Here is a 23,627-nt window from a genome sequence, read left to right on the forward strand (position 1 = left end):
AGATCCCCCATGAGCGACGTACCCGCCGGGCTCGAGACCCTGGCCTTCTCCTTCACCGGCGGTCGGCCGGTGGGTGCCTTCACCCCCGTGTTGGTCGGCGTGGTCGGTTCGGGCAACCTCGAGGTGATGCTCGAGGCCGCGGCCTCTCCGGACTGCGTGGTGAGCGTCGTGACGTCGGCGCGCGGCTTCGGCGCGATCTGGCGGGCCGTGATGACCGACTTCCACGAGCGCCAGCCGCTGTCCGGCTTGCGCATCTCGATCAACGACATGGGCGCCACGCCCGCGGTCGTGAGCCTGCGGCTCGACCAGGCGGTGGCCGGGATCGCCGGAGGGCAACCATGATCAGCTTCGCAGAATGCTCGGCCCGGGAGCGGCTGGCGCTGGTGTTCGACGCCGCGACATTCCACGAATGGCTGCCGCCGACCGAGCGCGTCATGAGCCCGCACCTGGAGCAGCTCGGCGTGCCCTCGGCCTTCGACGACGGCGTCGCCATCGGCCGCGCGATGCTCGATGGCCGCCCGGTGTTCGTCGCGGCGCAGGAAGGCGAGTTCATGGGCGGGGGCGTGGGCGAAGTGCATGGCGCCAAGCTGGTCGGCTTGCTGCAGCGGGCGCTGCGCGACCGGCCGGCGGCGGTGCTGCTGCTGGCCGAATCCGGCGGCGTGCGCCTGCACGAGGCCAATGCCGGGCTGATCGCGGTGTCCGAGGTCATGCGCGCGCTGCTCGACGTGCGCGCGGCGGGCATCCCGGTCGTGATGCTGATCGGCGGCGCCAACGGCTGCTTCGGCGGCATGGGCATCGTGGCGCGCTGTGCCGACCGCGTGGTCATGAGCGACATGGGGCGGCTGGCCATGTCCGGTCCGGAGGTGATCGAGGCGTCCCAAGGTGTCGAAGAGTTCGATTCCCGAGATCGCGCGCTGGTCTGGCGCACCACGGGCGGCAAGCACCGATGGCTCAGCGGCGATTGCGACGTGCTGGTGAAGGACGACGTGGCGGCGTTCCGGGCCGCGGCCATCGACGCGCTCGACGCATCGCGACCCGTGTCGCTGGAGACGCTGGAAGGCGAACACGCGCTGCTCACCGCGCGGCTGCGACTGCTGCCCGAGACCCTCGACGGAGACGAGGCGGTGGCCCTATGGACGCTGCTGGGCGTGCCCGATGCCTCGCGCGTGCCCGATCTCGATGTGGATGCCCTGCGCGTGTTGCGCACTGTTTGAGGAGCGCTCGAATGGACTGGAACACACTGGCCACGGCCTTGTTCGGTGCCGACCACGGCATCGCCCAGGCGGGCGACGTGTTGCACGGCAGCGTGCGCTTCGACGGCGCCGCGCTCACCGTCATCGGCACGACCAACCATGCGCCGATCGGTGTGCGACTCGCGCTGGAGCAGGCGCGCGTCGTGCTCGACACGGTCGCGCAGCACCCGGGTCGACCGATCCTGCTGCTGATCGACACGCAGGGTCAGATGCTGCGCCGCCGGGACGAGCTGCTGGGGATCAACCGCGCGATGGCGCATCTGGGGATGAGCATCGACTTCGCGCGGCGACGCGGCCACCGCGTGCTGGGGCTGGTGTACGACCAGGCGCTGTCCGGCGGCTTCATCACCTCGGGGCTGATCGCCGATGCCTGCGACGCGCTGCCCGAGGCCGAGATCCGCGTCATGCGCATCCCGGCGATGGCGCGCGTCACCAAGATCTCCGAGGATCGGCTCACCGAGCTCTCGCGCAGCAATCCGGTGTTCGCACCGGGCGTGGAGAACTACGTGGCGATGGGTGGGGTGCGAGCGCTGTGGACGGGCGACCTCGCGGCTGCGCTGCGCGAAGCATTGGCCTCGGCGTCCAGCGAGGACGTGCGCGCGGCCGACGGTCAGGCACGCGGCGGGCGCCGGCTCGCGGCAGCGGTGATCCAGCGCGTGCTCGATGCCGCCTGAACCGCGAGCCGACAGGCGGGACGCGCTGCCAGGGGCGGCACCCGGCGCCGAGGTCGCGGCATGCGTTCCGCACGGCACCGCGCAGCGCATCGGCCGGGCCGCCACGGTCGCGCTGTACGAGGAACTGGCGCTCTACCCGAAGCCCGGGCTGGTCTCGTTCGTCGACTGCGGCAGTCATGCCGACATGGATGGGGGCACCTTCCTGCGCAGCCTGTTCGCGCTGCGCCGCTACTTCCCGCAGGCGGCGGCGCTCGGTGCGGCGGGGGCCGGGTTCGATGTGCTGGAGCGCTTGGGCATCGACGCCGAACGGCGCATGCTGCTCGCCACCGGCGGGATCAACACCCACCGCGGTGCGGTGTTCACGCTGGGCCTGCTGTGCGCCAGTGCCGGCGCGGTGCTTGCGCGCGGCGCGCCGTGCACGCCCGCCGCGCTGCGTGCCGCGCTGCGGCGGGGCTGGGGCGAGGCCTTGCTTGTGCGCTGCGAGCGCACGCGGTCCTCAGCCGGCCAGCGCGCGACGCGGCAGTACGGACTTCGTGGCGCTGGCGAGGAGGCCGCGCTGGGGCTGCCGGTGCTGTTCGACGTGGCCGTGCCGGCGCTCGATGACGCGCTGGCACGCGGCCTCGATGCGCGGGCCGCGCGGCTCGAGACGCTGTTCCACGTGATCGCCGTGCTGGACGACACCAACCTGGTCCACCGCGGCGGCCTGCCGGGGCTGAGGTTCGCGCAGCGCGCGGCGGCCGCCTTCCTGTCGACCGGTGGCGCGGCGCGGGCCGACGCGATCGCGCAGGCCGAAGCGATCCACCGAGCGTTCGTGGCGCAACGCCTGTCGCCCGGCGGCGCAGCCGACGTGCTGGCCGCCGCCTGCTGGGTGCAAAGGGTGTGCGGCGCCGCCTGAGCGGGCGCCGAGGTCAGGCCCTCAGAGCACCAGCCCGGCGTGCTGCTCCAGCAGCGCCCGCTGCGTGGCTGCGCTGCGCAGCTGTGACAGCCACCATTGCAAGGCCAGGCCCGGTGGGCTGTTGCCCGGCGCATGCCAGCCGAAGTGCAGGCCGAGGTTGCGCGTCGGCAGCGTGGTCTGCTTGATCACCAGTCGGCCGGCTTCGGCATGCCGGCGCAGCAGCGGCTCGGGCATCGAGCCGCAGCCCAGGCCGCGGACGAGGGCCTCGAGCTTCGCCGCGAGAGAGGGCACGGTGAGCACGTCCTGGCCGGGCTGCACGCCCAGCGTCATCGGCGCGAAGCTGTGCGCGCTGTCGGCGATGGCCACCACGCGGTGCTGGGCGATGGTCTCGGCCGACAGCGGCTCGGGCTCCGCCGCCAGCGCATGGTGGGGCGCCACCGCGAAACGCATGTCCAGATTGCCCAGCGGCTCGCAGCGGATGCCGCTGCTGCCCTGCGAGGGATCGCCGGCGATGCCGATCGCGAGGTCGGCCCGCCCGGTGGCCAGCACCTCCCAGGTGCCCGACAGCACCTCGCTGCGCAGCCGCAACCGCGTCGGCGGCGGGCTGTCGGGGGCATTGCGGGTGGCGACGCGCAGCGTGTAGAAGGCCTCGACCAGCTCGAACACCGCGGTGGGCGCCAGGATGTTGTCGACCGCGACGGTGAGCTGGGTCTCCCAGCCGGTCGCGACGCGCTTGACGCGATTGGCCACCGCGTCGATCTCCAGCAGCAGCCGGCGACCCTCGTGCAGCAGTTCCTCGCCGGCGGCGGTGAGCTTGGCCTGGCGCGAGCTGCGGTCGAACAGCAGCACGTCGAGCGCGTCCTCGAGCTGACGCACGCTGTAGGTCAGCGCCGACGGCACCTTGCCCAGTTCCCGGGCCGCCGCCGCGAAGCTGCCGGTCCGCGCGATCAGGTCGACCATGGTCAGCGCCTCGGGCGTCAGGACGTTGCGGCGGTCGCTCATCGGGCTTTCCGGCTTCAAGGACTTTGAATGATGCCATCAAGACGCAGTGACCGATGGCGAGCCGACCCCCACCTACATTGAGTTCATCGCGGTGCCACGCACCGCCCACGAAAGGAGCTCTCGATGATCACCCTGCGCAAGTCCGCCGAACGCGGTTACGCCGACCACGGCTGGCTCAAGAGCCACCACAGCTTCTCGTTCGCCGAGTACCACGACCCGGCCCACATGGGCTTCGGCAACCTGCGCGTCATCAACGAGGACCGCATCGCCCCAGGCACCGGCTTCGGCACGCACGGCCACCGCGACATGGAGATCATCAGCTACGTGCTCGAGGGCGCCGTCGGCCACAAGGACAGCATCGGCAACGGCGCGGCCATCCAGCCCGGCGACGTGCAGCGCATGAGCGCGGGCAGCGGCATCCGCCACAGCGAGTTCAACCATGCGGCCCAGCAGACCACGCATTTCCTGCAGATCTGGATCCTGCCGGAGGCGCAGGGCATCGCCCCGGGCTACGAGCAGAAGCACTTTCCCGCCGCGTCCAAGCGCGGCGTGCTGAAGCTCGTCGCCTCGCCCGACGGTCGGGACGGTGCGGTGCGCCTGAACGCCGACGCGGCGATGTACGTCGGCCTGTTCGACGGCGCCGAGCAAGCCGTGCTGGATCTCGATCCGAAGCGGCTGGCCTACGTGCACGTGGCCCGGGGCAGCGTCAGCGTCAACGGGCAGGCCCTGCAGGCCGGCGACGCGGCCAAGCTCGACGGCGAGCGCCGGCTCGAGCTGGGCGATGGCCAGGGCGCCGAAGTGATCGTGTTCGACCTGGCGCGCTGAGGCTCGCCGGATTTCTTCTTTCAGTCTCCTCTCTGTCTCGACTCATTCGAAAGGGTTTCACCATGTCCAAGATCGTGATCGTCTTCCACAGCGGCTACGGCCACACCAAGCGCATGGCCGAGTCCGTGGCCCAGGGTGCCGGCGGTACGCTGCTGCCGATCGACGCCGAAGGCAACCTGCCCGAAGGCGGCTGGGAGCAACTGGCCGCGGCCGATGCCATCGTCATGGGTTCGCCCACCTACATGGGCAGCGTGAGCTGGCAGTTCAAGAAGTTCGCCGACGCCTCGAGCAAGCCCTGGTTCGGCCAGGCGTGGAAGGACAAGCTGTTCGCCGGCTTCACCAACAGCGCGTCGATGAACGGCGACAAGCTGTCGACCCTGCACTACCTGTTCACGCTGGCGATGCAGCACGGCGGCGTGTGGGTCGGTACCGGTCTGATGCCCAGCAACAGCAAGGCCGCGACGCGCAACGACATCAACTACGTCGCCTCGTTCTCCGGCGCGATGGCGCAGAGCCCGTCGGATGCCAGCGTCGACGAGATGCTGCCGGGCGATCTGGAGACGGCGCGGCTGTTCGGTGCGCGGGTCGCGACAATGGCCGCTCGTCTGAACAAGTAAGGAGTGAACGATGGCCGGTCTGCGCGTGTTGTTGATCCCGGGCAGTGCCCGCACGGGCTCGTGGAACCTCAAGCTCGCGCAGGCGGCCGCGGACGTGCTGCGCGAGCTGGGCGCCGAGCCCAGCGTGGCCGATCTGCGCGCACTGGCGCTGCCGGTCTACGACGCGGACCTCGAGGCGGCCCAGGGCGTGCCGGCCGGCGCCGGCGCGCTGGCGCAGCAGATGGCGGCGCACGACGCCTTCGTGGTGGTCTCGCCCGAGTACAACGCCTTCCCGACGCCGCTGCTGATCAACACCATCGACTGGGTGTCGCGCCTGCCCGAGGGCATGAAGGCGATGAACGGCAAGCCCGCCGCGCTGCTGAGCGCCTCGCCGGGCGCGCTGGGCGGCCTGCGCAGCCTGCTGGTGCTGCGCAACTTCCTGTCCATCAACCCGGCGATGCTGGTGATCCCACAGCAGTTCGCGCTCGGCAATGCGGCCCAGGCCTTCACGGCCGACGGCGCGCTGGCCGACGAGAAGCAGGCCAAGACGCTGAACGGCGTGCTGGCCGCGCTGCTGAAGACGGCCACGGCGCTGCGCGGCTGACGCTCGCCTGGCCGCTTGCCGCCGGCGTGCAGGCCCGATCTGGCACGAAACGGAACAGTCACTCGGGCCGGCGGCGTGTCCCGTTCCTGGGACGCCCACGCAGGGTAAACAACCGCTTGTCGGGCGGTTCGCTTCGCGCCAACCTGCGGCTCCGAGGAGATCGCACGATGAGACACGATATCGAGTTCAAGACCGACGACGGCACGATCCTGCGAGGCTGGCACTACCTGCCGAGCGGCGGCGGGCCGAAGTTCCCCACCGTGGTCATGTCGCACGGCTTCACCGGCGTGAAGGAGATGTACCTCGACCATTACGCCGAGGCCTTGGTGGGCGTCGGAGTGGCCTCGATCGTCTATGACAACCGGAACTTCGGCGCCAGCGACGGCACGCCGCGGCAGGAGGTCGATCCGCAGCAGCAGATCCGCGATTACCGCGACGCGATCACCTATGCCGAGACGCTGCCGCAGACCGACGCCGAGCGCATCGGCGTGTTCGGCTCCAGCTACAGCGGCGGGCACGTGCTCGTCGTGGCCGCGATCGACCGGCGCGTGAAGTGCGTGGTGGCGCAGGTGCCGCTGATCTCGGGACACCGCAACGCCCGCCGCCTGGTGCGCGCCGATCTCTTTGCCGGGCTGCAGGCGATGTTCGCCGAGGACCGCCGAGCCCGCGCCCGCGGCGAACCGCCGCAGATGATGCCGATCATCTCGGAAGACCCGGCGGGCCCGGCGGCGCTGCCGACGGCCGACTCGTGGGCCTTCATGAACAAGACCCACAAGCTGCGCGCGCCGTCGTGGAAGAACGAGGTGACCGTGCGCTCGGTCGAGATGTTCGGCGAGTACGAGCCGGGTGCGCACATCAGCTTCATCAGCCCGACGCCGCTGCTGATGATCGTTGCGCTGCAGGACCACCTGACGGTCGCCGATGAAGCCTTGGCGGCCTACGAGCGGGCCCTGGAGCCGAAGAAGCTCGTCACGGTCAAGGGTGGGCATTTCGATGCCTACGTGGAGGGCTTCGCGATCGCCGGCGGCGCCACCTGCGACTGGTTCAAGCAGCATCTGGTGTCGGGCGGCTGAGCCGCCACGCCCGCCCTGCGTCCCCCGCTCAGGCCGCGGCCGGCTCGAGCCGGTAGGCGGCCGCGTCGAAGCGGCGCGTGCGGCGCCGGAAGCCGAAGGTGAAGCCCGGCCAGATCACGGTGTTGCGGCCGTTGCGGTCGAGGTACCAGCTGCGGCAGCCGCTGGCCCAGGCGGTGCCGGCCAGGCGGTGCTGGAGTTCTTCGTTGTAGGCGTCCTGCGCTTCGCGCCGCACTTCCACGCTGCGCAACCCGCGCTCGCGCAGCGTGCGCAGCGCGTCGCCGATGTAGGCCAGCTGCGCCTCGATCATCAGCAGCACCGAGGTGTGGCCCAGTCCGGTGTTCGGCCCGTTCAGCAGGAAGAGGTTGGGAAAGCCGGCGACGGTGGTGCCGAGATAGGCCTCGCTGGCCTGCTCCCAGGCGTCACGCAGGTCCAGCCCGTCGCGCCCGATCAGGGTGCCGGCCGGCAGGCGTCCCTGCACGCGAAAGCCGGTGCACCACACCAGCACGTCGACCGCGCGCTCGCGACCATCGGCCGCGATCACGCCGCGCGGCGTGATCTCGCGGATCGCGTCGCTCACCAGTTCGACATCCGGACGCGCCAGCGCCGGGTAGTAGTCGTTCGACAGCAGCACGCGCTTGCAGCCCAGCGTGTAGTCGGGCGTGAGGCGGGCACGCAGCGCCGGGTCCGCGATCTGGCGGCGCAGGTGGCGGCGCGCCTCGGCCTCGCCGACGCGCAGCCATTGGGGCCGCTGCACCAGCGGGATCGCGCGCGCCTCGTGCAGCCAGTAGCTCGCCGCGCGGGCGATCCGCTGGGCGAACGGCCAGCGCGCGAACAGCCGGCGCTCCCAGTCGTGCAGCGCGCGGTCGGCCTTGGGCAGCACCCAGGCCGGCGTGCGCTGGTAGAGATCGACCCGTGCCGCCCGGCCGGCCAGCTGGGGCACGAGCTGGATCGCGCTGGCGCCGGTGCCGATCACCGCGACGCGGCGCCCGGAAAGGTCGAGTCCGTCGGGCCAGGCGGCGCTGAGGACACTGAGGCCGGCGAAGCGCTCGATGCCGTCGATGCGTGGCAGCGCCGGGTTGCTGAGACCCCCGAGCCCGGCGATCAGCACCGGCGCGCTGTAGCGGCGACCGTCGGTGGTGAGGACCTGCCAGCGCGCGGCGGCGGCGTCCCAGCGGGCCTCGCGCAAGGCCGCGCCGAAGCGCAGGTGCGGGCCGAGCCGGTACTTGCGCACGCAGTGCTCGAGGTAATCGCGGATCTCATGCCAGGGCGCGTAGGCGCGGGTCCAGCGCGGGTTGGGTTCGAACGAATAGGAATACAGGTGCGAGGGCACGTCGCAGGCGCATCCGGGGTAGCGGTTGTCGCGCCAGGTGCCGCCCACCGCATCGGCCCGCTCGAGGATCGCGAAGTCGTCGATGCCGTCCTGCCGCAGCCGGATGGCCATGCCGAGGCCGGCAAAGCCGGCGCCGACGATCAGGACCGCGTGTTCTTGGACGCTCATGCACTCAGCGGCGAAAAGACAGAGGCGCGACTGTAAGTGAGCGCGCCGCGCGGGCGTGGCGGTGGACTAGCATCGTGCCCATGACGCTGTTCTCCACGATGTCGTTCACGACCCTGCTGTCGCTGCTGCCGTGGGCCGACTGGGCCGCGGTGGGCTGGTTCTTCTCGGCGTGGTCAGGGTATGCCACCTTCGCGCGCCGCCGCGCGGCCACGCACGCCTCCATCCTCGGTGCCACCAACCGCATCCGGCGCCAGTGGATGCTGCAGACCACGCACCGCGAGGTGCGGGTGGTCGACGGCGTGGTGGTGCAGAACCTGTCGACCAGCCCGAGCTTCTTCGCGTCGACCACCATCCTCATCATCGGCGGCCTGCTGGCCTTGCTGGGCACCTCGGACCGCGCGACCGAGCTGGTGCAGGAGCTGCCGTTCGCCACACGCACCACTGCGCTGGTGTTCGACCTGAAGCTGCTGCTGCTGACGGCAGTGTTCGTCTACGCCTTCTTCCGCTTCACCTGGAGCCTGCGGCAGTACACCTTCGGCGCGCTGCTGGTCGCGTCGGCCCCCGAGGCCAAGGCCTACGACGCGCTCGGCGAGGTCGGGCAGGCACAGCGTGAGGCCTTCGCCGACCGCGCCGGGCGCGTGGTGGGCATGGCGGCAGAAACGTTCAACGACGGGCTGCGGGCCTACTACTTCGCGTTCGCGGCGATCGCCTGGTTCTTCTCGCCGCTGGCGTTTGCATTGGCGACGGCCGGCGTGGTCTACATCCTCTACCAGCGCGAGTTCCGCTCCGAGGTGCTGGCGGTGCTGCGCGGCGACTGAGAGGCCTGCAGGCCTATTTCAACCCGCCCGAGAGGAAGGCCCGTAGCCGTTCGCTGCGCGGTTGCACCAGCACTTCGCGCGGCGGGCCCTGTTCCTCGATCAGGCCCTGGTGCAGGAACAGCGTGTGGTTCGACACTTCGCGCGCGAAGCCCATCTCGTGCGTGACGACGATCATCGTGCGGCCCTCGGCCGCGAGGTCGCGCATCACCTTCAGCACCTCGCCGACCAGTTCGGGGTCGAGTGCCGAGGTCGGCTCGTCGAACAGCATCACCTCGGGCTCCATCGCCAGCGCGCGCGCGATCGCGACGCGCTGCTGCTCGCCGCCGGACAGGTGGGCCGGAAAAGTGCCGGCGCGGTGCGCCACGCCCACGCGCGCCAGCAGGGCCTGCGCACGCTCGGTGGCCTCGGCCCGGCCCAGGCCCAGCACCTGCATCGGCGCCTCGATCACGTTCTGCAGCGCGGTCAGGTGCTGCCACAGGTTGAACGACTGGAACACCATCGCGAGCCGTGCGCGCCAGCGCTGCAGCTGCTTCGCGTCGCGAGCGCGCAGGCTGCCGTCGCGGTCGGGCAGCAGCGCCAGTTCCTCGCTGCCGAGCAGCAGGCGGCCCCGGCTCGGCTGCTCGAGCAGGTTCAGGCAGCGCAGCAGCGTGCTCTTGCCCGAGCCGCTGGAGCCGACGACCGTGATCACGTCGCCGGCGCGCGCCGTGAGCGACACGCCCTTCAGCACCTCGTGGCTGCCGTAGCGCTTGTGCAGGTCCAGGGCCTGGAGCTTGGGATCGCCGCTCATGCCTCAGGCACCCAGCAGCTTGCCGGTCCGCCGGGCCTCTTGGCCGGCCACCTTGGCCAGGCGGGTGCCGGCCGTCACGAAGCGCAGGTTCTCGCGGGCGTAGAGCAGGCCGTCGGTCGCGCTCGCCAGCGCCGTCACCTGGCCGCTGATCGGGTCGATCACGTCGACGATCAGCTCGCCTTCACGCACCCAGTCGCCGGGCCCGCGGTGCCAGGCGACGACGCCGCTGACCGGCGTGGTGACCGGCATCGAGCCGGCCAGCGGCGTGGCGGGGTAGGGCAGCGGCGGCAGTGGCGGCGCCTCGCCGGCGACCAGGCCGCGATGGACCAGGAAATCGACCAGCGCCTGCGCATCCTGGCGCGCCTGCGCATGGCTCACGTCGGCCATGCCACGCAGCTCGACCGTGACCGACAGGCAGCCCAGCGGCACCGGGCGCGAGGCGCCGGCCTTGTCGGCCAGTTCCCACCAGATCTGCGAGCAGGCTTCGTCGAAGGGCTGGTCACCCGACTCGGTGGCCAGCAAGGTCGCCTGGGCGCCGAGGTAGCGTGCCAGCGGCTCGGTCTGCGGCCACAGCGGCGTGCCGGCGTAGAGGTGCAGCACGGCCTCGGCATCGCAGTGCAGGTCCAGCACCACCTCGGCATCGCAGGCCAGCGCGAGCAGCGTGCGGCGCTGCGCCTCCAGCTCGGACTCCACGGTGAGCAGCGCCACCGATTCGCGCAGCGCTGCCCGCACCAGCGCGGCGTTGGCCTGCGGGTCCGGCCCAAGCGACGGCTCGATGCGGGCCCAGACCGCATCGCGCAGCGCCGGATAGTGGCGATTGAAGTTCTCGCCGGTGGCGAGTTCGAAGCGGCCGATCGGGCTGCGCAGCAGCCACTGCGACAGGCCGATCGGGTTGGCCACCGGCACCACGACCACCTCGCCGCGCAGCGCGTCCCGCGCTTCCAGCTCGGCCAGCCGCTCGCGCAGATGATGCGCGACCAGCATGCCGGGCAACTCATCGGCGTGCAGCGAGGCCTGCACGTAGACCTTCGGGCCACCGGGCGTGCCGTAGTGGAAGCTGGTGAGCGTGCGCACCGTGCCGAGGCTGCGGCTGGGCAAGGGGTGGTCGCGGCGTTGCATGGTGGTGGAGGTCTCCGAGGGCTCAGGCGCGCGGACGCAGATGGGCAAGCCAGCGGCGCTCGGCCGCGTGCAGCGCACCTACCAGCGCCAGCGTCAGGCCCAAGTAGACCGCAGCGGCCGTCAGGAAGGCTTCGAAAGGCAGATAGAAGCGCGAGTTGACCTCGCGCGCGGCGCCGGTGAGGTCGAGCAGTGTGACCACGCTGGCCAGCGACGTGCCGTGCAACATCAGCACCGCTTCGTTGCCGTAGGCCGGCAGCGCGCGCCGCAGCGCCGAGGGCAGCAGGATGCGGCGCCAGACCTGGGCGCGCGACAGGCCGAGCGCGCGCGCCGCCTCGACCTCGCCATGCGGCGTGGCCTTCAGGCTGCCCGCGATGATCTCGGTGGTGTAGGCGCAGGTGTTGACGGCGAACGCCAGGCAGGCGCAGAACCAGGCCGACTGCAGCCAGGGCCAGGCGATGCTGGCGCGCACCCACTCGAACTGCGCCAGGCCGTAGTAGACGAGGAACAGCTGCACCAGCAGCGGCGTGCCGCGGATCACGTAGGTGAAGCACCAGACCGGGCCGTGCAGCCAGCGCGACGCCGACACCCGCAGCACCGCGAGCGGCAGCGCTGCCGCCAGCCCGATCGCCAGCGAGATCAGCAGCAGTTGCAACGTGGTGGCCAGGCCGCTCGCGTAGAGCGGCAGGCTTTCGGCGATGGCCTCGAAGTTCACAGCGCGCCCGTCCGCACGCCGACCGCGAGGCGCCGGGCCAGCGCCTTGAAGCCCAGCTCGCTGACGCTGGTGATGGCGAGGTAGATGAGTGCCGCGCTGGCGTAGAAGACGAAGGGCTCGCGCGTCGCGCCGGCCGCCTGGGTGGCGCGCAGCATCATGTCGTTCAGGCCGATCACCGAGACGATGGCCGTGCTCTTGACCAGTACCAGCCAGTTGTTCGACAGACCCGGCAGGGCGTAGCGCAGCATCTGCGGCAGCAGCAGCCGGCGCAGCACCTGCCAGCGGCTCATGCCGCAGGCCAGGCCGGCCTCGCGCTGGCCCGGCGCCAGCGCGAGGAAGGCGCCGCGGAAGGTCTCGCCGAGGTAGGCGCCGAACACGAAGCCGATCGTCAGCACGCCGGCCACGAAGGGGTCGACGTCGATGTAGTCCGCAAAACCCAGCTGCTGGGCCAGCGCGTTCACCGCGAGCTGACCGCCGAAGAACACCAGCAGCATCAGCACCAGGTCCGGCACGCCGCGGATCAGCGTGGTGTAGGCCAGCGCGCCGCCCTGCAGCCAGCGCAAGCGCGACAGCCGTGCGCTCGCAGCGGCCAGGCCGAGCACCACGGCGATCGCCAGCGACAGCAGCGCCAGCGCCAGGGTCAGCAGCGTGCCGCTCAGCAGCGAGGGGACATAGCCGTGCAGCATCAGCGGGACGGTGGGAGCGCGGCGAGCCTCACTTCGTCGGCGCTTCGCCGTAGACGTCGAAGTCGAAGTACTTGTTCTGGATCTTCTTGTACGTGCCGTCGGCGCGGATGCCCTTGATCGCCGCATTGAGCTTCGACTGCAGCTCGGTGTCACCCTTGCGCAGCGCGATGCCGGCGCCGACGCCGAAGAACTTCTCGTCGTCGTAGAACGGGCCGATGTAGCCGTAGCCCTTGCCCTGCGGCGTCTTCAGGAAGCCGACGTCGGCGGCCACCGAATCCTGCAGCGTCGCGTCGATGCGGCCTGCGGCGAGGTCGAGGAAGACCTCGTCCTGCTTGGTATAGCGCACGATCTCGGCGCCCTTGAACGTGGCGGTGGCGAAGCGGTCGTGGATGGTGGAGCGCTGCACGCCGATCTTCCTGCCCTTCAGGCCCTCGGGCGTGAGCTCCAGCTTGCTGCCGGTCCTGGCGACCAGCCGCGCCGGGGTCTGGTAGTAGCGCTCGGTGAAGGCCACGACCTTCTGGCGCTCCGGCGTGATCGACATCGATGCGACGATGGCGTCGAACTTGCGCGCCTGCAGCGCCGGGATCATGCCGTCGAAGTCCTGCTGCACCAGCGTGCATTCGGTCTTCATCTGGGCGCACAGCGCATTGGCGATGTCGATGTCGAAGCCCTTCAACTGCCCGGAGGGCGTGACCTCGCTGAACGGCGGGTAGGCCCCCTCGACGGCGATGCGCAGCTTCTTCCCGTCGGCGGCCAGGCCGGGCTCGGCCGCGAGGAGCACAACGGCGGCCAGGGCCAGGAAGGAGGCGAAACGGGTCATGCGGTCCTCATGCGGTCGTTGGGGAGATTCGAGGTGTGGCGGGCGAGGGCAGGGCAGCGCACGGCCCTCGCCGGTCACGATGCTAGCTGCTGCGGGGCGGTCGCTCAGGGCAGGGTCGGCGCCAGCGGCTCGTAGCGGGGCACCACCGCGTCGGTCGCGGACGCGGTCGCGGGGCTGTAGAGCGGGCGGGCGATGGTGATCGGCGTGACGTCGAGGTAAAGGTTGAGCACCGTGTAGTCATCGCCGCCGAAGGCGCCGGTGTACCAGCCGTGGCTGTCGGGGCCGCGCCGCAGGCGGAACTCGAAACCCAGGTCGGGCTGCGGATCGCTGGCGCGCGGCGTGCCGCTGAAGGCCAGACCGGTCGCTTCCGTGTCGCGGTTGTCGAGCAACGAGCCCATCGCATCGACGATGGTCGAGGGGCCGAGCATGTCGTTCTGGAACGGAGCGCTCTCGAAGCTCGGCGCGAAGTCCGGCGAGCCCGGATCGATCAGTTGCCCCTGCAGCTTCTGCAGCGAGGGTGTGGTGATGCCGCTGTGCAGGTCGTGGCGGTCACCGCGGTCCAGGTAGGTGAGCTTGGCATTGCGCAGATTGAAGGCGTCGAGCCGGCCGTCCTGCGAGGCCGCGCCGAGGTCGACCAGCAGCACGCCCTTGCCGCCGACCACCTCGACCTTGCCGTCGTGCAGGATCGCGGCGGTGTTCTCCTCCACGCCGAGGCCGAGGCGGTAGCCCTTCTGCACCATCAGCGGGAGCAGGCGGCCGATGCGGCCGCGCTTGAGGAAGTGCTGGTCGATCAGCAGTTCGGGTCCGACGAAGCCCAGGCCGCGGCCGATCTCCTGCCCTTCGTCGAGACGGCCGCGCTTGAGCACCCGCAGCACGTCGTAGGCGTCGCGGAACATGGTCTCGCTCATCACCGCGGCGCCGGCGCTGGTGCCGGCCACCACGCCGCCGGCGCGGTAGACGCTCCAGATCGCCTGCAGCAGCGGCGTCGGCAGGCCGTCGGGCTGCAGCGAGTCGGTGATGCGCGACTGCGCGCCGCCGGCGAAATAGATGCCGGTAGCCGCGAGCACCTGCTCGATCAGGACCGGGTCATGCACCGCCTCCGCCACCTCATAGCCCTGCCATTCCGGGGCGACCGGCAGCGTCACGGCCTGGGCGCCGTGGCGCTGCAGGGCATCGACGACCATCTCGCCGGTCTTCTCAGGGGCCGACGACGCCGCCGGGATGACCACCCAGCGCGAACCCGGCCCGCCCGACAGTTGCACCAGCCGCGACCAGACCGCCGTGTTGTCGTACCGCAGCTCGCCGCCGATCGGCACCGCGTAGCCGGTCGGGGCCGGGCCGGGGACCGTGGGGGCGGCCAGCGCCGCCGTCGTGACCGCCCAGACAGCGGCCAGCATGACGAGCCAGCGTCCCGCGGTTCTGGTCATCGCGGGGCCTTCCCGGTGCGAGGGACCGGATGCAGCAGCGAGCAGTGGGGCCGGCATGGTGGTGAAGCCTCCGGTGATGGCGCGTTGCAGAGCTTCGATCTTGGCACCGAAGTGATGGCCTGCCGCGGCAGGCGAGCACAAATTGCGGCAGGTATCACGCTTGAGCAAGTCTCGCGCCCGCCGGCCCGGCCGTCAGCGAGCACGACGCGGATCGCGATATCCGAGCAGCGCTCACGCCGAGGCGGGTTGCAGGCCGGCGTCGAGCGTGCCGCGCTCGTCGAACACGAAGCATCCGCCCTCGTAGTGGCGTGCGCCGACGGTCTGGAAGTACTGGAGGATGCCGCCGTCGAGTTGCAGCACGTGCTCGAGTCCTTGCTCGCGCATCAGCAGCGCCGCCTTCTCGCAGCGGATGCCGCCGGTGCAGTAGCTCACCACGGTCTTGCCGGCGAGTTCGGCGCGGTGGGCAGCGAGTGCCGCCGGGAAATCGCCGAAACGCTGCAGGCGCCAATCGTGCGCGCCGGCGAAGCGCCCGGCGTCGACCTCGAAGCCGTTGCGGGTGTCGAGCAGCAGCAGCGGCCGGCCGGCGTCGCAGTGGCCGGCGTCGAGCCAGCGCGCCAGCGTGGCGGCATCCACGGCCGGCGCGCGGGCATCGACGGGGCGGATCGTCGGGTGGTCCATGCGGATGATCTCGCGCTTGAGCTTGACGCGCAGCCGCTTGAACGGCTGGGCGTCGCTCCAGCTCTCCTTGGCCTGCAGGTCGGCGAACCGCGCGTCGCTTCGCAGCCACGACAGGAAGTCGCGCGCGTCGGCCTCGGCGCCTGCCAGGAACAGGTTGATGCCTTCCTCGGCCAGCAGAATGCTGCCCTTGAGCGCCGCGACGCGGGCCCGCTCCAGCAACCGCTCGCGCAACACCTCGCGATCGTCGAGCGCGACGAACTTGTAAGCGGCGAGGTTGAGAACGATGGCGTCCGACATGAGCGTGATTGTAGAAATCGCCGCAGCCGACCGCAGTGTGGCGCACCGTAAGCGTGCGTCAGTGAGGGCAGGCTTACCCTGGGGCGTGATCGAGTGCCGCACCACGTTGTGGCTCGCCCTGCAACTGCGGGGTGTCCCGGCGGCGGGGATTCGCTACCTTATCGGTCACGGCAAGGAATCGTCGGCGAGGAAGACCAACATGGACAGCACGGCAGGCAAACCGGTTCTAGAAATCACGGCGTACTGGACCGCCGCCCAAGCCCTGGTAGGCAAGGCGCTGGCGGGGTCACGCGCCTTGCAGCGCGATGCACTGCGGCAGATCGCGCCCTGCTTCACCCGCACGGCCGGTGCGTTCTGCTTCGACCTGGCCGTTTTCGTGGCGCTGGCGCTGATGGCCGCCACGCTGCTGACGCCCTGGAATCAGCCGCTCGGCGAAGGCGCGGGCTGGATGCTGGTGTGCCTGGGCGTCTTCGCCGCCTTCTGGTGCTCGATCGCGGCGGCGGATTTCGAGCGTCTGCGCAAGCTGCGCCGTCGCTTCCTGGCGCGCGCTCCGCAGCCGCCTCGCGCCGCGCCGGTGGTCGATCAGACGTTGCCGCAGGACATGTATCTGATGCCGGCGACCGTGGTCTCCGTGCTGCCGCCGCTGCGCGTGCGCTCGGCCTACCGTCCGAGTCGCGTGTCTCGGCCGCTGCCGTCGCGCTCGCTGCTGCGGACGGCCGGCCGCTCTCACTGAGGCGCCGGGCGCAACGCAAACAGCGCGCCGCAGCGCGCCGTCGGACAAGCCCCCTGCTCAGAAGCCCAGGCTGGCCAGCAGGTCGTCGACCTCACCCTGGTTCTGCACCACGTCGGCGCGCCCCTCAGGGTTGACGACCGGGCCGTTGAGGATGGTGCTCTCCACCTTCTGCGCCTGCTCGGGCGGTGCCGCCTGCACCAGCAGCTTCACCAGGCTGTCCTCCAGATCGCTCGCCAGCGACACCACCTTGGCGACCACCTGACCGGTGAGGTCGTGGAAGTCCTGCGCCATCATGATGTCGGTCAGGTCGGCGTCGATGCGCGCGGTGGCGGCTTCCACATCGCTGACGAAGTTCATCACCGAGCCCGAGGCCACGGCCTTCACCGGATCGGCGACGATGGCGGCGGCGATGCGGCGCGTCTCGGCCGCAATGCGGGTGTGCTCCATCTTGGCCTGGTCGACCGAGTTCAGCACCTTGTTGGCGGCGGCCGCCGTCTTCTCGGCGATGTAGTTGAGGCGGCTGCGCGCGTCGGGCAGGCCCTCGGCCGCCTGCTGCAGTTTGGGCGTGACACCGAGCTGCGCCAGGGTGTCGTGCAACTGGCGCGTGATCGCGCCGAGCTGCTGGAACACTTCGGGCGAGGTGCTGGGCGTCGGCGGATGGGCCAGCAAGGCCGTGTCGTCCATCTTCATGGGCTGTTGTCCTTCAGGCCGTCGCTGCCAGTTTCTGCATGATCTTCTGGACCTTCTCCTCCAGCGTCGCCTTCGTGAAAGGCTTGACGATGTAGCCGGCCGCTCCCGTCTGTGCGGCCAGCACGATGTCTTCCTTGCGTGCCTCGGCCGTCACCATCAGCACGGGAATGTGCTTGAGGCTGTCGTCGGCCTTGACCGCCTTGAGCAGGTCGAAGCCGTTCATGTTGGGCATGTTGATGTCGCTGACCACGAAGTCGTACTTCGAGGTCTTCATCATCTGCAGCGCCACTGCACCGTCCTCGGCCTCGTCGGCGTTGACGTAGCCGATCTCCTTGAGCAGGCCGCGCACGATGCGGCGCATGGTCGAGAAGTCGTCGACGATCAGGAATTTGAGATCGGGGGTGCTCATGGTCAGGGTCCTCGCGCGCTATCGGTTCATGCCGCCCGGTGGCGGTCGATACGGTGTTGTGTACGGTTTATCGGGTGTCGGCCGGCGGACTTGAGGCCGATTCGGCGAGTGCCGTCGCGACTTCCAGCGCCGGCGGCTGCACTTCGGTTTCCGAGGTGCTGCGGAAGCGGTCCTCGGCGTCGCGGTTCATGACGATGATGCTGATGCGCCGGTTCACCGGGTTGAGCGGCTGCTCGCGGTCGAACAGGCTGCTGGCGGCCAGGCCCTGCACGCGCAGCACCTTCTCGTCGGCCAGCCCGCCGGCGATGAGCTCGCGGCGCGACGCGTTGGCACGGTCCGCCGACAGCTCCCAGTTGCTGTAGCCGCCGGCGCCGGCGCTGAAGGCCGCCGTGTCGGTGTGGCCTTCCAGCGTCAGCTTGTTGGGCACCTCGGCCAGCACGCCGCCGATGGTGCGCAGCAGCTCGCGCATGTAGGGCTGCACGACGGCGGAGCCGGTCGCGAACATCGGGCGGTTCTGCTCGTCGACGATCTGGATGCGCAGGCCGTCGGCCGTCATGTCGAAGCGGATCTGGGCCTTGAGCTCGTTGAAGCGCGGGTCGTTGGCGAGCTTCGACTCGACGCGGCCCTTCAGCATCTTCAGGCTCTCGGCCTCGGCCGTGGCCTGCTGCGCGCGTGCCGCCTTCAGTGCCTGCAGCGTGTAGCTCTTGCGCTCGGCCTCGACGTCGCCGCGCTTCACCTGGCCGGTGCTGCGCGTGAGGTCCTGCCCGCCGCCCTTGACGACGCTCGACGAGTCGCCGGACCCGGAGCCGCCCATCATCGAGACCTTGACCGGGTTGTTGAAGTAGTCCTGGATGCCCTTGCGATCGCCCTCGGTGGTCGAACCGAGCAGCCACATCAGCAGGAAGAAGGCCATCATCGCCGTCACGAAGTCGGCGTAGGCGATCTTCCACGCGCCGCCGTGCGCGGCGTGGCCGCCCTTCTTGATCTTCTTGACGATGATCGGCTGCAGCTTCTTCGCGTCGCCCGCCATCACATGCCCCCACGTCGCCGAGTACGGCTCCTGCCCCCATGGGCCACGAAGGGGCCCTGAGTGGCCCCTGGGGCGCGGTCCGCCTTGGGAGCGGCCCGGCGGCGGACCGACCGCGCTTCGGTCAGGTTGCTCACTTCTTGCCCTTCACATGGCCTTCGAGCTCGCTGAACGACGGGCGCTCGGTCGAGTACAGCGTCTTGCGGCCGAACTCCACCGCGATCGCCGGGGCGTAGCCCTGCATGCTGGCGAGCAGCGTGGTCTTGATGCACTGCAGCTCCTTGGAGCCCTCGTCGTTCTTCTGCTCGAGCAGGCCGCCGAGCGGCTCGACGACCGCGTACGCGAGCAGGATGCCGAGGAAGGTGCCGACTAGCGCCGAGCCGATCATGCCGCCCAGCACCGCCGGTGGCTGGCCGACCGAGCCCATGGTATTCACGACGCCCAGCACGGCCGCGACGATGCCGAACGCCGGCAGCGCGCCAGCCAGGCGGCCGATCGCGGCGGCCGGCGCATGCGCCTCGTGGTGATGGGTCTCGATCTCGCTGTCCATCAGCGACTCGATCTCGTGCGGATTCAGGTTGCCCGACACCATCATGCGCAGGTAGTCGGTGACGAACTCCACGACGTGGTGGTCAGAGCCGACGGTGGCGTATTTCTTGAACAGCGCCGAGTTGTGGGGGTCTTCGACGTCCTTCTCGATCGCCATCAGGCCCTCCTTGCGGGCCTTCTGCAGGATGTCGTAGAGCAGCGCCATGAGTTCCATGTAGCGCGCCTTGGTGTACTTGGAGCCCTTCAGCAACGTCGGGATCGCCTTCAGCACTGCCTTCAGCGTCTTGGGCTGGTTCGCCACCACGAAGGCGCCGGCCGCACCGCCGCCGATGGCCATCATCTCGGTCGGGATCGCATGCAGGATGACCTGCATGTTCCCGCCGTGGATGGCGTAGGCGCCGAAGATGCAGCCCAGCGCGACGACGTAGCCGATGATGACGAACATGGTGAGCGGTCCGGTTGAGATGCCGCGAGCCTGGAGGCCCTGCGGAGGGTTCTGTCCTTGCTTATCGGTCCGATGTCGCCGGACTTGAGGCGCGGCCGGTGCTGCAGCGGAGCCGAGCGGCAGGCGTCGCAGGACGTCCGTGGCAAGGCGGGAGCGCCAAGGGCGCCGGCCGTCATGCTTATCGGCGCTTCGCGCGGGAACTGGGGCGTCGTGCCGGCGCAGGCGTGCGCGTCGACTCGCCGCGCGCGGCGGTGAAGGGGGCGCGGTAGAGCCACAGTGGGCGGCCGTCCGGGCATTGCAACCGCTCCTGCGGTTCCAATGCCAATGCCGGGAACTCCAGGCTGGCGAGCCAGGCACCGTCGGCCAGTTCTGCGCGGGCCTTGGCCACCGCGCGAGGCAGGCTTTCTGGGCGCTGGAACAGATAGACCATTGCGCAATGGCTCCAGTCGTCGGCCCACATGTCGCCGCGGCGGACCGTTGCGCGAACCGGTGCGCCACCGTGCCTCAGCCGTGCGACCAAGGCCAGCGGCCAGCTCCATTCGATGCCTTCCAGCCGGGCCTGGGGATAAGTGCGGCGCAGTGCGGCGAGCCCGGCGCCGAGTCCGCAGCCGGCATCGAGCACGGTCGCCCCCGGGGGCAGCGGGGCCCGCGCGCCCAGGCTGTCGAGTGCACCGACCGGCGTTGGAAAGAGCGGCGCATCGCGCCAGGCATGGAGCGGGTACGCGAGCAGCAGCAGGGCCAGCGGCAGCAGCCAGGCCCAGCCGGGAAGTCCGCTCGCCGCGCCGCTGACGAGCAGCGAGACGGGAAACCCGGCCGCAACGATCAGGCAGCGAACGCGCGTTCGGCTCAGGCTGCCGAGGGCAAGGCCGGTGGCCGTACCGCAGACGATGGCCAGCCAGAGCGGAGCGGGAGTCGACCGCAACAGCATGAAGGCCGCCCACGCGGCCGCCCAGCCCAGCAGGGCAGGGAGGGGCCAGAGGCGGCGCGGAGCGCCCGCGTCAGGCGGCGCGGCGGCGATCGGCGAGACGGGCAGGGAAGAGGCCATCGATGGCGTCCCTGGGGGCGCGGTAGGGCTCGCCTGCGCCGCGGGGGCGCCGGCGGGACAGGATCAGTGCAGTTGCAGGGCGCCGGCGGCCTTGCCCTTGCCGGCGCGCGCGGGCGGATTGCACAGGCCGCAGGTGAAGTGCTTGCCGATCTCATGCGGGTGGGTGACGAAGTGGCCACCACACTTGGAGCATTCGGTCATGGTCAGCATGCCGTTGTCGACGAACTTCACCAGGCGCCAGGCGCGGGTGACGGACAGCAGCGCTTCCAGGCCCTGGGCTTCGGTCTGCTCGAGGTAGAGGCGGTAGGCCTTGATCACGGTGTCGATCTCGTCGAGCGCCGCGACCTTGTTCAGGTACTCATGGATGTTCAGGAACAGGCTGGCATGGATGTTGGGCTGCCAGGTCATGAACCAGTCGGTGGAGAAAGGCAGCTGGCCCTTGCTCGGCGACTTGCCCGCCACTTCCTTGTACAGGCGCAGCAGGCGCTCGTAGGACAGGTCGGTCTCCGACTCCAGCACCTGCAGGCGGGCACCGAGCTGGATCAGCGTGACGGCACGTTCGATCTGCTTGGCTTCGGTGAGGATGCTCTTGTTGCGCATGGCTGGACTTTCAATCTGATTCAAGGCGGGCCGAGCCGAGCGCCGGGCCGCTCCCCAGCCGGCTCGGCTCCCCCTCGGGGGGTGGCGCGGTACACCGCGCCGGGGGCTGTCAGTTATGCGGCTTCCTGATGGCGGCCGGCCATCAGGATGTTGGCGTGCAGGCGGCTGACGCTGTCGTTGGCGGCGCCCTTGCCATGGTTGGTCAGCAGACCCCACACCATGTCGTCGTCGACACGCATGCGGCACAGCAGCGTGTTGCCGGAGGCGATCTTCATCATCTGCGCCGGGCTCAGCAGCCCGATCAGGTCGGCGGTCTCTTCCGAGATGCCGAGGCGGAACAGCGCCTGGTCACGGTCGGCGCGGATCAGGCTCTGCGCCAGCATCAGGTAGGACAGATTGGCTTCGCGAATCTCGATCAGGATCTGTTCGGTGTTCATCAGGGTGCTCCTTGTGCGGTTGCCGGTCGTCTTTCGCTGGTGCAGCGGGTGTTCGTTTCAGCGTGAAATGGATTGTGAAGATCGGAGATGCACAGGAACATCAGCCCAGTTCTGTGGTTCGGGTCTCGCTTCTTCGACCGCCCGTGTCAGGCAACTTCCTACACGCCCCAGTAGGCAGCGGGTCGCCACAGCCGCTCAAGTGCCGACGGGAGATGCCGAAGACAGCCGTGGTGAGGAGGAAAGTGCTCTTCCCGGCCGGGCTGACAGGAAACTCGCAGCCCTCAAGTTGCCAGGACGGGCTCCGATAACCCCCACAACGGGACCAAGCGATCGGTTCCGGGGTCCGGAGTAGGCGACCGATGTTTCGTAGAGGGCACAACCATTACGCCCCTCCCACGAGATCTGAGGATGACGTACGCCGGGCGCAGCAGGCCCTCGAAACCCGCTGTTGGAGATCGAGGGTTAGTTCACGGTGGTGAGGCTCCAGGGCCGAACAACCGAGGCAATGCCGGCGCTGCCGGAGAGTCATTTCAACCGTTCAGGAGATTCAGATCATGGCAATGTCAGTCAACACCAACATCGTTTCGCTCAATGCGCAACGCAACCTCGGTACCTCGCAGTCTTCGCTGGCGACGTCCATGCAGCGCCTGTCTTCCGGCCTGCGCGTCAACAGCGCGAAGGACGACGCCGCCGGCCTGGCGATCGCCGAGCGCATGAACGCGTCGGTCCGCGGCCTCAACGTCGCGGCGCGCAATGCCAACGACGGCATCTCGCTGGCGCAGACCGCCGAAGGCGCGCTGGGCAAGGTGGGCGACATGCTGCAACGCATGCGTGAACTGGCTGTCCAGTCGGGCAATGCCACCAACAGCGCCGACGACCGCAAGGCCCTGCAGGCCGAAGTCACGCAGCTGCGCGACGAAATCGACCGCGTGGCGAAGAACACCAGCTTCAACGGCCGCAAGCTGCTCGACGGCTCCTTCACCGCGGCGGCCTTCCAGGTCGGCGCCGGCGCCGGCGACAACATCACGGTCGGCAGCCTGACGAACGCGTCGGCCAGCAACCTGTCGAAGATCACCTACGCCGAAATCTCCAGCGCCGACCTGGCGAAGGACGACGCCGACATCACCACGCTGGACGCGATCGACGACGGCGACCTGCAGATCACCATCGATGACGGCGGTGCCAACGAACTGGTCGTCGAAGTGGGCGCGATCGCCGAAGCGAGCTCGGGCCTCGAGCGTCTGGGTCAGGTGGCCGAAGCCATCAACCGCAAGACCAGCGACACCGGCGTGTCGGCCTATCTGGTGGCCAACGACGACGGCACCTACAAGCTCGACATCAAGGCGTCGCGCCTGGATGCCGACGGTGCGGCGCTGGCGGTCGAGTTCACCGGCTTCGCCACGACCACGACCGGTCTCGACGAAGGCGACGTGCCGGCCGAAGTGACCGACGCCGTCGGCATCGAAGCCCTGAGCATCGAGACCGAGTCGGACGTGTGGGTGTCGATCAAGAAGATCGACAGCGCGCTGGACCAGGTCAACAGCGCTCGCGGTACGCTCGGCGCGATCCAGAGCCGCTTCGAGAATGCGGTGTCGAACATCCAGATCCAGGCCGAGAACACCGCGGCTTCGCGTGGCCGGATCATGGACGCCGACTTCGCGTCGGAAACGGCCAACCTGTCGCGCTCGCAGATCCTGCAGCAGGCCGGCACCGCGATGGTCGCCCAGGCCAACCAGCTGCCGCAGCAAGTGCTGTCGCTGCTGCGCTGATCGGCTCCCCGCGGCTGCCTCCGGGCCGCCCTTGCCGGGACCCTCGGGCCCCGTCCGCCAGGACGGGGCCTTTTCCATTTCAGCGTCGAAATGCGCCGGAAGTCGGCCTCTTTTCGATCCATCGTCACCCCCCCGGGTCACCAAGAATGGCTACACCGA

27 protein-coding genes are annotated in these 23,627 nt (G+C 69.9%); 11 read left to right on the forward strand and 16 right to left on the reverse strand.

All coding sequences use genetic code 11. From position 1 onward, the window contains the following. Positions 1-9: 9 nt before the first annotated feature. The 4 genes from mdcC to mdcB are packed head-to-tail and all read left to right on the forward strand — an operon-like array spanning position 10 to position 2,822. Positions 10-342 (forward strand): malonate decarboxylase acyl carrier protein, encoded by a 333-nt coding sequence (gene mdcC / locus ASC67_RS08145; RefSeq protein WP_056317677.1) that lies wholly within the window; start codon positions 10-12, stop codon positions 340-342. Next, the gene (locus ASC67_RS08150) at positions 339-1,214 is read left to right on the forward strand and encodes a biotin-independent malonate decarboxylase subunit beta (protein WP_056317680.1); all 876 of its coding nucleotides are present in this window, start codon (positions 339-341) and stop codon (positions 1,212-1,214) included. Before mdcC ends, ASC67_RS08150 begins: the two co-directional genes overlap by 4 nt. Before the next feature lie 11 nt (positions 1,215-1,225). Next, positions 1,226-1,927 carry a biotin-independent malonate decarboxylase subunit gamma gene (locus ASC67_RS08155; RefSeq protein WP_056317682.1) on the forward strand — a complete coding sequence of 234 codons (702 nt, stop codon included), beginning with the start codon at positions 1,226-1,228 and terminating at the stop codon, positions 1,925-1,927. After that, complete coding sequence (gene mdcB / locus ASC67_RS08160) at positions 1,917-2,822, forward strand: triphosphoribosyl-dephospho-CoA synthase MdcB (RefSeq protein WP_082535890.1); 906 nt, start codon at positions 1,917-1,919, stop codon at positions 2,820-2,822. Before ASC67_RS08155 ends, mdcB begins: the two co-directional genes overlap by 11 nt. A 21-nt stretch (positions 2,823-2,843) precedes the next feature. Here mdcB and ASC67_RS08165 read toward each other — a convergent pair whose 3' ends face one another. Further along, positions 2,844-3,824 carry a LysR substrate-binding domain-containing protein gene (locus ASC67_RS08165; protein ID WP_056317685.1) on the reverse strand — a complete coding sequence of 327 codons (981 nt, stop codon included), beginning with the start codon at positions 3,822-3,824 and terminating at the stop codon, positions 2,844-2,846. Between the two features lie 123 nt (positions 3,825-3,947). On the opposite strand from ASC67_RS08165, the gene ASC67_RS08170 reads away from it, so the two are divergent. From ASC67_RS08170 to ASC67_RS08185, 4 genes are all read left to right on the forward strand, one after another. Further along, positions 3,948-4,649 (forward strand): pirin family protein, encoded by a 702-nt coding sequence (locus ASC67_RS08170; RefSeq protein ID WP_056317687.1) that lies wholly within the window; start codon positions 3,948-3,950, stop codon positions 4,647-4,649. 62 nt (positions 4,650-4,711) lie between these two features. After that, positions 4,712-5,266, forward strand: coding sequence for a flavodoxin family protein (locus ASC67_RS08175; RefSeq protein WP_056317690.1), 555 nt, complete (start codon positions 4,712-4,714; stop codon positions 5,264-5,266). A gap of 10 nt (positions 5,267-5,276) precedes the next feature. Next, complete coding sequence (locus ASC67_RS08180) at positions 5,277-5,849, forward strand: NADPH-dependent FMN reductase (RefSeq protein WP_056317693.1); 573 nt, start codon at positions 5,277-5,279, stop codon at positions 5,847-5,849. A 167-nt stretch (positions 5,850-6,016) separates the two neighbouring features. Further along, entirely contained in the window at positions 6,017-6,922 is a 906-nt protein-coding gene (locus tag ASC67_RS08185; RefSeq protein WP_056317696.1) for an alpha/beta hydrolase, read from the forward strand. 28 nt (positions 6,923-6,950) lie between these two features. On the opposite strand, the gene ASC67_RS08190 is transcribed toward ASC67_RS08185, so the two are convergent. Next, positions 6,951-8,420 carry an NAD(P)/FAD-dependent oxidoreductase gene (locus ASC67_RS08190; protein WP_056317699.1) on the reverse strand — a complete coding sequence of 490 codons (1,470 nt, stop codon included), beginning with the start codon at positions 8,418-8,420 and terminating at the stop codon, positions 6,951-6,953. Positions 8,421-8,500: 80 nt separating this feature from the next. Here ASC67_RS08190 and ASC67_RS08195 point away from each other — a divergent pair, with 80 nt between their 5' ends. Further along, positions 8,501-9,238 (forward strand): DUF599 domain-containing protein, encoded by a 738-nt coding sequence (locus ASC67_RS08195; RefSeq protein ID WP_056317702.1) that lies wholly within the window; start codon positions 8,501-8,503, stop codon positions 9,236-9,238. Positions 9,239-9,251: 13 nt separating this feature from the next. Here ASC67_RS08195 and ASC67_RS08200 read toward each other — a convergent pair whose 3' ends face one another. The 7 genes from ASC67_RS08200 to ASC67_RS08230 form a co-directional block, all read right to left on the reverse strand. Continuing rightward, positions 9,252-10,025 carry an ABC transporter ATP-binding protein gene (locus ASC67_RS08200; protein WP_056317705.1) on the reverse strand — a complete coding sequence of 258 codons (774 nt, stop codon included), beginning with the start codon at positions 10,023-10,025 and terminating at the stop codon, positions 9,252-9,254. 3 nt (positions 10,026-10,028) lie between these two features. Next, on the reverse strand, positions 10,029-11,144 hold the full coding sequence (locus tag ASC67_RS08205; RefSeq protein ID WP_056317708.1) for a succinylglutamate desuccinylase/aspartoacylase family protein: 1,116 nt from the start codon (positions 11,142-11,144) through the stop codon (positions 10,029-10,031). Positions 11,145-11,166: 22 nt separating this feature from the next. Continuing rightward, a complete protein-coding gene (locus ASC67_RS08210) occupies positions 11,167-11,856 on the reverse strand; it encodes an ABC transporter permease (RefSeq protein WP_056317713.1) in 690 nt (229 codons plus the stop codon). After that, complete coding sequence (locus ASC67_RS08215; RefSeq protein ID WP_310731978.1) at positions 11,853-12,545, reverse strand: ABC transporter permease subunit; 693 nt, start codon at positions 12,543-12,545, stop codon at positions 11,853-11,855. The genes ASC67_RS08210 and ASC67_RS08215 overlap by 4 nt, the downstream gene beginning before the upstream one ends. A gap of 25 nt (positions 12,546-12,570) precedes the next feature. Continuing rightward, positions 12,571-13,362, reverse strand: a complete 792-nt coding sequence (locus ASC67_RS08220) for an ABC transporter substrate-binding protein (protein ID WP_056317719.1) — start codon at positions 13,360-13,362, stop codon at positions 12,571-12,573. 104 nt (positions 13,363-13,466) lie between these two features. After that, a complete protein-coding gene (locus ASC67_RS08225; protein ID WP_162245615.1) occupies positions 13,467-14,789 on the reverse strand; it encodes a cyanophycinase in 1,323 nt (440 codons plus the stop codon). A gap of 231 nt (positions 14,790-15,020) precedes the next feature. Further along, positions 15,021-15,764 carry a sulfurtransferase gene (locus ASC67_RS08230; protein ID WP_056317725.1) on the reverse strand — a complete coding sequence of 248 codons (744 nt, stop codon included), beginning with the start codon at positions 15,762-15,764 and terminating at the stop codon, positions 15,021-15,023. Here ASC67_RS08230 and ASC67_RS20510 point away from each other — a divergent pair. Next, complete coding sequence (locus tag ASC67_RS20510) at positions 15,763-16,497, forward strand: hypothetical protein (protein WP_156466694.1); 735 nt, start codon at positions 15,763-15,765, stop codon at positions 16,495-16,497. The genes ASC67_RS08230 and ASC67_RS20510 overlap by 2 nt on opposite strands. A 57-nt stretch (positions 16,498-16,554) precedes the next feature. On the opposite strand, the gene ASC67_RS08240 is transcribed toward ASC67_RS20510, so the two are convergent. From ASC67_RS08240 to flhD, 7 genes are all read right to left on the reverse strand, one after another. Beyond that, positions 16,555-17,187, reverse strand: a complete 633-nt coding sequence (locus ASC67_RS08240) for a protein phosphatase CheZ (RefSeq protein WP_056317730.1) — start codon at positions 17,185-17,187, stop codon at positions 16,555-16,557. Positions 17,188-17,200: 13 nt separating this feature from the next. After that, a complete protein-coding gene (gene cheY / locus ASC67_RS08245) occupies positions 17,201-17,596 on the reverse strand; it encodes a chemotaxis response regulator CheY (protein ID WP_036233207.1) in 396 nt (131 codons plus the stop codon). Between the two features lie 67 nt (positions 17,597-17,663). Continuing rightward, positions 17,664-18,626, reverse strand: coding sequence for a flagellar motor protein MotB (motB, locus tag ASC67_RS08250; protein ID WP_056317733.1), 963 nt, complete (start codon positions 18,624-18,626; stop codon positions 17,664-17,666). A 130-nt stretch (positions 18,627-18,756) separates the two neighbouring features. Then, a complete protein-coding gene (motA, locus tag ASC67_RS08255; protein ID WP_056317737.1) occupies positions 18,757-19,617 on the reverse strand; it encodes a flagellar motor stator protein MotA in 861 nt (286 codons plus the stop codon). Between the two features lie 178 nt (positions 19,618-19,795). Then, positions 19,796-20,662, reverse strand: coding sequence for a trans-aconitate 2-methyltransferase (locus ASC67_RS08260; RefSeq protein WP_156466695.1), 867 nt, complete (start codon positions 20,660-20,662; stop codon positions 19,796-19,798). 63 nt (positions 20,663-20,725) lie between these two features. Further along, entirely contained in the window at positions 20,726-21,262 is a 537-nt protein-coding gene (flhC, locus tag ASC67_RS08265) for a flagellar transcriptional regulator FlhC (protein WP_011830453.1), read from the reverse strand. Between the two features lie 113 nt (positions 21,263-21,375). Continuing rightward, entirely contained in the window at positions 21,376-21,699 is a 324-nt protein-coding gene (gene flhD / locus ASC67_RS08270) for a flagellar transcriptional regulator FlhD (protein WP_056317740.1), read from the reverse strand. 554 nt (positions 21,700-22,253) lie between these two features. Between flhD and ASC67_RS08275 the strand changes: the two genes are divergently transcribed. Further along, on the forward strand, positions 22,254-23,468 hold the full coding sequence (locus ASC67_RS08275; protein ID WP_056317743.1) for a flagellin: 1,215 nt from the start codon (positions 22,254-22,256) through the stop codon (positions 23,466-23,468). The last annotated feature ends 159 nt before the right edge of the window (positions 23,469-23,627 follow it).

The sequence above is a fragment of the Methylibium sp. Root1272 genome (genome assembly GCF_001425905.1).
In the GTDB taxonomy this organism is placed as follows: domain Bacteria; phylum Pseudomonadota; class Gammaproteobacteria; order Burkholderiales; family Burkholderiaceae_C; genus Methylibium.

What these genes read in the sequence shown, in the direction of transcription:
- motB (WP_056317733.1), bottom strand. Translation starts at nt 18,626, where the DNA reads ATGGCGGGCGACGCGAAGAAGCTGCAGCCGATCATCGTCAAGAAGATC.
- ASC67_RS08165 (WP_056317685.1), bottom strand. Translation starts at nt 3,824, where the DNA reads ATGAGCGACCGCCGCAACGTCCTGACGCCCGAGGCGCTGACCATGGTC.
- ASC67_RS08195 (WP_056317702.1), top strand. Translation starts at nt 8,501, where the DNA reads ATGACGCTGTTCTCCACGATGTCGTTCACGACCCTGCTGTCGCTGCTG.
- ASC67_RS08205 (WP_056317708.1), bottom strand. Translation starts at nt 11,144, where the DNA reads ATGCAACGCCGCGACCACCCCTTGCCCAGCCGCAGCCTCGGCACGGTG.
- ASC67_RS08200 (WP_056317705.1), bottom strand. Translation starts at nt 10,025, where the DNA reads ATGAGCGGCGATCCCAAGCTCCAGGCCCTGGACCTGCACAAGCGCTAC.
- flhC (WP_011830453.1), bottom strand. Translation starts at nt 21,262, where the DNA reads ATGCGCAACAAGAGCATCCTCACCGAAGCCAAGCAGATCGAACGTGCC.
- ASC67_RS08230 (WP_056317725.1), bottom strand. Translation starts at nt 15,764, where the DNA reads ATGTCGGACGCCATCGTTCTCAACCTCGCCGCTTACAAGTTCGTCGCG.
- ASC67_RS08260 (WP_156466695.1), bottom strand. Translation starts at nt 20,662, where the DNA reads ATGGCCTCTTCCCTGCCCGTCTCGCCGATCGCCGCCGCGCCGCCTGAC.
- ASC67_RS08220 (WP_056317719.1), bottom strand. Translation starts at nt 13,362, where the DNA reads ATGACCCGTTTCGCCTCCTTCCTGGCCCTGGCCGCCGTTGTGCTCCTC.
- cheY (WP_036233207.1), bottom strand. Translation starts at nt 17,596, where the DNA reads ATGAGCACCCCCGATCTCAAATTCCTGATCGTCGACGACTTCTCGACC.
- ASC67_RS08190 (WP_056317699.1), bottom strand. Translation starts at nt 8,420, where the DNA reads ATGAGCGTCCAAGAACACGCGGTCCTGATCGTCGGCGCCGGCTTTGCC.
- ASC67_RS08155 (WP_056317682.1), top strand. Translation starts at nt 1,226, where the DNA reads ATGGACTGGAACACACTGGCCACGGCCTTGTTCGGTGCCGACCACGGC.
- mdcC (WP_056317677.1), top strand. Translation starts at nt 10, where the DNA reads ATGAGCGACGTACCCGCCGGGCTCGAGACCCTGGCCTTCTCCTTCACC.
- ASC67_RS08225 (WP_162245615.1), bottom strand. Translation starts at nt 14,789, where the DNA reads ATGACCAGAACCGCGGGACGCTGGCTCGTCATGCTGGCCGCTGTCTGG.
- ASC67_RS08170 (WP_056317687.1), top strand. Translation starts at nt 3,948, where the DNA reads ATGATCACCCTGCGCAAGTCCGCCGAACGCGGTTACGCCGACCACGGC.
- ASC67_RS08150 (WP_056317680.1), top strand. Translation starts at nt 339, where the DNA reads ATGATCAGCTTCGCAGAATGCTCGGCCCGGGAGCGGCTGGCGCTGGTG.
- ASC67_RS08185 (WP_056317696.1), top strand. Translation starts at nt 6,017, where the DNA reads ATGAGACACGATATCGAGTTCAAGACCGACGACGGCACGATCCTGCGA.
- ASC67_RS20510 (WP_156466694.1), top strand. Translation starts at nt 15,763, where the DNA reads ATGAGCGTGATTGTAGAAATCGCCGCAGCCGACCGCAGTGTGGCGCAC.
- motA (WP_056317737.1), bottom strand. Translation starts at nt 19,617, where the DNA reads ATGTTCGTCATCATCGGCTACGTCGTCGCGCTGGGCTGCATCTTCGGC.
- mdcB (WP_082535890.1), top strand. Translation starts at nt 1,917, where the DNA reads ATGCCGCCTGAACCGCGAGCCGACAGGCGGGACGCGCTGCCAGGGGCG.
- ASC67_RS08240 (WP_056317730.1), bottom strand. Translation starts at nt 17,187, where the DNA reads ATGAAGATGGACGACACGGCCTTGCTGGCCCATCCGCCGACGCCCAGC.
- ASC67_RS08275 (WP_056317743.1), top strand. Translation starts at nt 22,254, where the DNA reads ATGGCAATGTCAGTCAACACCAACATCGTTTCGCTCAATGCGCAACGC.
- flhD (WP_056317740.1), bottom strand. Translation starts at nt 21,699, where the DNA reads ATGAACACCGAACAGATCCTGATCGAGATTCGCGAAGCCAATCTGTCC.
- ASC67_RS08175 (WP_056317690.1), top strand. Translation starts at nt 4,712, where the DNA reads ATGTCCAAGATCGTGATCGTCTTCCACAGCGGCTACGGCCACACCAAG.
- ASC67_RS08180 (WP_056317693.1), top strand. Translation starts at nt 5,277, where the DNA reads ATGGCCGGTCTGCGCGTGTTGTTGATCCCGGGCAGTGCCCGCACGGGC.